Consider the following 1,491-nt stretch of genomic DNA (forward strand, 5'->3'; position numbering starts at 1 on the left):
GCGGCATTCCTTTGCTGCGCGTGGGAACGATCATCCCCTTGTAATTGGATGGACTCGCCCACGCCGAGGCGTCAATGCGCCACGGTGGCAGTCTAAGAAGCCAACGACAGCGAGGGCGAGTCCATGAAAAAGCATACTTCGGTTGATCAATCCTTGTCTCCTTCCGATTTGTCGGCCTGCACAACGGTAGCGGTCGACCTTGCCAAGCGGGTTTTCCAGGTTGCAGGTGAAGATGCCCTCGGACAGGTGCTTTACGAGGAGCGCATCAAATCCCGTGAAGCCTTCTACGCCTTTTTGCGCAAGCTCCCCCCAACCACGGTGGTGCTGATGGAAACGGGGCCGGGGGCTCAGGCTTGGGCACGGCAGCTGCAGGCCCAAGGCAACCTGGCGCGGATTCTTCCGGCTCAGCACGTAGCTGATCATCGCAGCGGCGCCAAGAACGACCGCAACGATGCACTTGCAATATTGCGGGCGGGACGGGATACGAGAATTTTGGCTGTACCGATCAAAAGCGCGGCAGCCTTGGCCATGCAAGCGCTACACCGTGCCCGGCAGGGCTACGTGCGTCGACGCACCGCGATGAGTAATCAGATGCGGGGGCTTCTGTTAGAGCACGGGGTTGCCTTGGCTCAGGGCGATGTCGCCATCAGCCAGACCATACCTCGGATACTGGAAGATGCTACCCAGCCTTTGCCGGATATGCTGCGTGAGTTAATCGACGAGTTACTGGGCGAGTGGCGCCACCTGGGCGAGCGCATCAATGTATTAACCGGGCGTCTGGAGGCAGCGGCCAGCGCGGACAAGACCGCCAAGCGGTTGATGACCGTGCGCGGCATAGGCCCGATTATCGCCACAGCGCTGCTGGCCAAGCAGACCCAGCCGGAGCGCTTTGCCGATGCGCGTCAGTTTGCCGCTTATTTTGGCATGGTGCCCGACCAGCACAGTAGCGGAGAAAAGGTGCGCATGGGCAAAATGAGCAAGCGTGGCGACCGGTACGTCAGCAGCCTGATGATTCAGGGAGCACATGCCGTGTTGAGGCAAATGCGGCCCGACTCAGAGCAGCCTGATGATCGCCGCCTGCAACGCTGGGTAAGTCGCCTGGGGCGCAAGGAAGCTGCGGTACGGCTGGCTAACCGAAATCTGCGCATCGTCTGGGTGCTGCTACAGAATGAACAGACTTATCGTCGGCAACCGGGTAACGGCCAGGAAGCGGCGGTGAGCCACTGATCCACAGAGTTCTGCCACCGGGGCGCTGAAGCGCTCCCGCCCCTGCTAGAAAACATTGACCCCAGGTAAGACCGTCGCGGATTGATGCCTTGGCTCCTACCGGCCTTCGAGGCCTGATCGTAATTGGCATACCGCGAGCTCAACCAATGTTGGCCAGAAGCCGAAGACGGCTTCCTCGAATAGGCCTTATACATAGATGCAACCGGGCAGCAGTGTTTTAAAAGCGGGGTAGACAGTGGAGGCGAGTCCATACATAGGAGCCGG

1 protein-coding gene is annotated in these 1,491 nt (G+C 59.9%); it reads left to right on the top strand.

Translation table 11 applies throughout. The features are described from left to right. The first annotated feature begins 168 nt into the window (after positions 1-168). Entirely contained in the window at positions 169-1,227 is a 1,059-nt protein-coding gene (locus HX851_RS32770) for an IS110 family RNA-guided transposase (RefSeq protein ID WP_177066510.1), read from the top strand. Positions 1,228-1,491: the final 264 nt, after the last annotated feature.

This window comes from Pseudomonas gingeri (genome assembly GCF_013385635.1).
Lineage (GTDB): Bacteria > Pseudomonadota > Gammaproteobacteria > Pseudomonadales > Pseudomonadaceae > Aquipseudomonas > Aquipseudomonas gingeri_A.